5 protein-coding genes are annotated in these 4,992 nt (G+C 57.5%); all 5 read right to left on the bottom strand.

The window, feature by feature from the left end; translation table 11 throughout:
* The coding region (locus O2807_11775) for an acylneuraminate cytidylyltransferase (protein ID MDA1001176.1) at positions 1 to 352 on the bottom strand (352 nt) is incomplete at its 3' end.
* 87 nt (positions 353 to 439) lie between these two features.
* Positions 440 to 1,108: a class I SAM-dependent methyltransferase gene (locus O2807_11780; GenBank protein ID MDA1001177.1), complete on the bottom strand. Its 669-nt coding sequence runs from the start codon at positions 1,106 to 1,108 to the stop codon at positions 440 to 442.
* A gap of 27 nt (positions 1,109 to 1,135) precedes the next feature.
* The gene (locus tag O2807_11785) at positions 1,136 to 2,140 is read right to left on the bottom strand and encodes an N-acetylneuraminate synthase family protein (protein MDA1001178.1); all 1,005 of its coding nucleotides are present in this window, start codon (positions 2,138 to 2,140) and stop codon (positions 1,136 to 1,138) included.
* The gene (locus O2807_11790; GenBank protein ID MDA1001179.1) at positions 2,140 to 4,053 is read right to left on the bottom strand and encodes an LIC12162 family protein; all 1,914 of its coding nucleotides are present in this window, start codon (positions 4,051 to 4,053) and stop codon (positions 2,140 to 2,142) included. Before O2807_11790 ends, O2807_11785 begins: the two co-directional genes overlap by 1 nt.
* Positions 4,050 to 4,607 carry a winged helix-turn-helix transcriptional regulator gene (locus O2807_11795; protein ID MDA1001180.1) on the bottom strand — a complete coding sequence of 186 codons (558 nt, stop codon included), beginning with the start codon at positions 4,605 to 4,607 and terminating at the stop codon, positions 4,050 to 4,052. Before O2807_11795 ends, O2807_11790 begins: the two co-directional genes overlap by 4 nt.
* Between the last annotated feature and the right edge of the window lie 385 nt (positions 4,608 to 4,992).

Raw genomic sequence — 4,992 nt, forward strand, 5'->3', positions numbered from 1 at the left:
GTTTTTCGCAAGCCTCTTCCACCATCTCGTGACAGAGGAAAGGATTTTCGGATGTCACATGAAAAATATCGGTCGCCTCCGCATGTTCCCCGCAAGAGATGACTCGCCCCAGAACGTCGTCAGGATCCCCCCATACCCATCCGGCGGCACGCCTCTGTGCGAGTTCCTTGAACGCTCCGTTCCCGGGCTTCCGGGAAATCCCGAGGACCACCTGATGGATGCATGGAAAACGGGACAGCGTCGCCAAAATCTGGTCGAGAATGCTCACTCCCTCGCAAAGCCGTTGCAGGGGCTTGGCGTAAAGGCGGCTGCTTTCCATCCGGCAGGCCAGGACGGCGACCAGGCGTCTCATTTTCGCAATCGGCTCCAACGTGTTTGGATAGGCCCGGCATCCACGCTCACGGCCATGCTTCCTCTCCGGAGTTCCAGACGGGATCATTTACCCGGGCTTTCTCGCAAGCGCCAAGAGAGAGTTGCTCTTGCCCTTAAGGAAATTCGGAATGAATCCGCGGGAATTCAACCCACTGAACGGCAGCCAAGAGGCGAGCGCGAACGAATAGGGTGGAGGAACCTTCCAGAACCAATCGCTTTTTTCGACCATCCACGGAACCATCGCCAGGACCTCGAAGCCGTGGGAGCGCAATGCCATCCGGAGCGAACGGTGCGAATACGGCTGCACGTGGGTGTAAGCGTCATAAAACTCTTTGGCCGCGTAGGGCCAATGGGGTGTCACGATGATGAAGCATCCACTCCTTCCCAGAACCCGGAAGGTCTCCTCGAAGAAATTCGTCGGATCGTGAAGATGTTCGATAAGACTGGTGGCACATACAACATCGAAGGATTCATCCGGCAAGTCAAATCTGTCGGTTTCGAAATTCACGCCTTGCTCAATCCCAATGGCGACGGCCTCAATTCCTTTCTCCTCGCAAACACGGGTGAAAACATCCTTAAAAGAACCTGCATCCAGCAACCTACCACCCAGCTCTTTCCCGGCGAACATTCGCATCAGCCGGTCGAAGGTTTGAAGCACCCGCCGCTTCAGGAAGATTTGCCGATCGTACTCGTAATCGTCGCGATGGGTCGCCAAATCTTGCTGATAACGTTGCATCTGCCTATCGTTAGATTTGATTCTCATTCACAAGTCACCCCAAGTGATCGGTTCTTGTTCTTCGATTTTTCGCTTGGCCACTCTTCCAATCACGAAGTCCAACATATCCGGAGACAAGCCATCCGCGGGTCGCAAGATGGAAAGCATTTCTTCGGTGATTGTCGTTCCCTCGGGAATAACGCGGGCTGCGTGGAGGGTTCGTCGGCTTAGCAGAGTACCTTTTTTTTCTTTTTCGCCGATCACTTTCACCCCACTTCCCAGCGCCTCCTCCGCGATCCGGATGTCCGCGATGAGCCGGGCCAGTTCGTCGGGCTCCAGGGAAAGAACATGGTCGTCGCCCTCGGCATTCTTATCGAGGGTGAAATGCTTTTCGACGGCGCTCGCGCCCGCCGCCACGGCCGCAAGGGGAACCGCCGTCCCGATGGTGTGGTCCGAATAGCCGACCGGACAGCCAAACGCGCGGCGCATCGTCTTCATGAAGCGCAGGTTGATCTCACCAGGCTCGGCCGGGTAGTTGCTCACGCAGTGCAGCAGCATGATTGCGTCGTTGCCCTCCGCCCGGATGGTTTCCACCGCACGCTCGATCTCGCCCATCCCTGCGGAGCCCGTGGAGACGATCAGAGGTTTTCCGAGTCTGGCCACTTTCCGGATGAGGGGGAGGTGCGTGATGTTCCCCGAGGCGATCTTGTAGCAGGGGAAGCCGTCCTCTTCCATCCAGGCGAGGGTGATTTCGTTCGTTGCGGTCGAGAAGAGGGTGATCCCCGCCTCCCGGGCAGCTTCCAGCAGGGGCGCATACCACGCTCTCGGCATCTCGGTTTGCTTCAGCGATTCATACTCGGGGTGATCGCGCGTCACAAGTTGATCGGCCAGAAAACTCTGAAGCTTGACGGCGTCTGCGCCCGCCCGCTTCGCCTCGCGAATCATCTTGCAGGCCGTGTCGAAGTCGCCGTTGTGGTTCGCCCCGATCTCCGCGATCACATACGCGGGTCGGCCTTCGCCAATCTCGCGGCCATCGATCGCAAAACCCGCCATCAGGCGCTTCCCTCTCTCTTGTTGCCGGACAATGCAGCGCCCTCAGAGGTGGACGCAATCTCCCAGTCCTCCGCATGGGCGCCCGCCCCTCCTTTCTCCAGCCAGAGGCGGAAAACACTTTTCCAGTTCTCCAGCCAAACAGACCCCTCAGGCGCATACCAAGCCAAAAACGCCTCCCTCGCCTCCTGCACGGCTGGTCCGCTCCACCAGACATGGGGCGCGCCCTCCACCTGCTCCACGAACTTTGCGGCATCGCCCGGGTCATGGTGGAGAATCCCTACCTGCCGCAGCGGTTCGAGCCGCTCTTCAATGACGGAGCGCATCAGCCACATATCGGGGTCATAGAACAGAATAAAAGGGCGATTGAGAATCAACGCCTCGATGAAGGTGGTCTGGGGGTTATCGATCACGGCGAGGCGGGAGTGCTCCAGCCTCCCCAGAATCGACTCCGAGAAATCATCTACCCGAACCTCCGGGAATTCCCGGTGGAAGGAATCCGCCGCGCCCCAGCCGTAGTCCACCGGATACGGGCGGTAGCAAAACTGGGACCGCAACTCACCGGGCAAGGCCTGGAAGAAAAGGTGCGACCATTTCAGATACCCCGGCACCTGGGAGGCAATCGGTTGAGTGCGGAGGCCCCGGGACGCATATTTCGGGAACGAATTGGCGACGAAGAGAAGCTCCCCCTCCACATCGTTCCGCGCCCGCCGGCCAAGCTCATAGAGCCGCTGGACCTTCGGATCCGGCATCGGAGTTTCCTTGTCGCCCTTGTCTTCGTACGCACCCCATGTAACAAAAGAGTTCACCACATCCACCGCCAAGGTTTCCGCGGGGGAATAATCGCTCAGCCCCGTGACGCCGCCGTGCTGTACCCCCACAAGGTGCACGCCGCGCTCCGCCGCACCGGCGGCGAGAAACTTGAATCGCTCGTTGCTCTTCCAGCCCATACTCGAGATCAACACCTTGCGCCTGGAATCCTCGCGCAAGTGTGCGACGGCATCGCACATCCGGGCATAACCTTCCAGATAGAGCCAGGGAAAGTTTACGGGGAGCGCCGATGCCAGCAGGGCGGGAAACACATCTTTCTCCGACCGGAAAACCTCCTTCAGACTCAGGCGCAGATCCGGCTGGAGTTCGTTTTCCCAATATTTCTCTTCCTCCCGCAAGAAGAGCATCGGCCAAGCGGAAAAGCCTGTGGTCCGGCAAAGCTTCCACAAATCCCTAAAACCGAAGGGCATGTCGCACAACAACGCCGGCCGATCCTTGCCCGCCTGCTCGAGTATTTTGCTGCCCATCCGCTTCAGCGAAAATTTCCACCACGCCAGCCCGGCAGAGGAATGAACCTCTGGCGGCCGGGAAATTTCAAACTCCCGGGCCGGAAGCTTCCACCCCATTTCACGAAGCAGCTGGCTGTAAATCTGAAGGTTGTAGCCATCCATCAAATTCAGGAAATGGAAGTCGCGGTAATCATAGGGCGTAACATATGATTTTTGAGAAAGGAGGAGGGTTTCGAATCCCGGCGCATGCTCCATGGCCTCACGCAGGCAAAGGTAGCGCTCGTAGAGCATCTCGATGAAAAAACCCAGCCAGGGACCGACAATGATCCGCCAGTAGCGGGCACTGCGATTTTCCCCGTGAACGCGGTTGAGAAACCCGGCGATGGAAGGGAGGGCATCTTCCAAGAGGCCTCGACAATAACGAATGGCCGCCCTTTTCCGATCGGGGCGTGCAAGCGGATAGGGCAATACAGGATACTTGTCCTGATCCGCGCGCCCGGCAGCCCCGTGTTCCCGGCACCACTCCCCCAGCAGGACGATCGGACACTCCTCCCGCCAGAAATCCCTCAGCGCGGTCGTCGCCAGAAAGCGCCCCCCCGGCGCGGACGATGGGCGCCCTTCTTGAAAATCGCTCACAGGCCGGGCCCCACAACCACCCGTTCGCGGTTGATGTTCAGTCCATCGAGCACATCGAGATACTTTTCGATGTCATCGAGCTCCATCAGGCAAATGAAGCAGTCTTTCTTCTCCGAGAGCGCCGACAACGGACGCACCGGGTAGCCGAAGAATCGGCTGCCTGCACCGTCCAGCGAGAACACCCCCAGGATCTCAATCTCCGCCTCCTGCATGCTCAGCAAGAACAACTCGGCCAACTCCCCCGTCCCCAACAGGTAGACACACTTTACCTGCTTATTCTGGAAATCATTGGCCAGCTGCCTTAGGGAGGCTCGGACCCTTCGATAGTAGCTCATGGAATAGTTGAGATATTCCATGGTCAGGCGCGATTTTTCCATGATCCCGTTGGGGGTCAACAGATAGCGCAGCCGTCCCCCAGGGATCGTAGCCACCTTGAAGTAACCTTTCCGGACGATCCGGCGGATAAAACTATTGACCAACCCCAGCGAGAAGTTCAGGCGCTTGGCCAGATCCCGCTGGGTGGCAACCCCCCCGGCCTGGGACATTTCCTCCATGATATGCCCCTCGCGGATTTTTTATTTTTTCACGGTTTCGGGTCTATCCGGGGAAGAAAGATCGTCGGTGGGAGAGCAAAAACGAGGGCTACAGATACAGCTCCGCCCTCTCGATTACAGGGAAAATTACCTACAACTCATTAAAAATCAAATATTTTCAAGAAAACAACCGCCCCTCGCAAGAGAAGAAACCCACTGCCAGATGACGGCTACCTCAAAATCGCCTATAAGGCCTTTGCGTAAAAATGGGGGTTTTGGCAGAGAAAAATCCACAAGGCCAAACGCCTCGAAAAAGCTCCATTTTACCGCCCCAAGAAACCAAAAATCCCCAACCCGCTATGCGTATACTTTTGTGATATCCCCCTAAAATCAGTGATGTACAATA

The organism is bacterium (assembly GCA_027622355.1).
In the GTDB taxonomy this organism is placed as follows: Bacteria; UBA8248; UBA8248; order UBA8248; family UBA8248; genus JAQBZT01.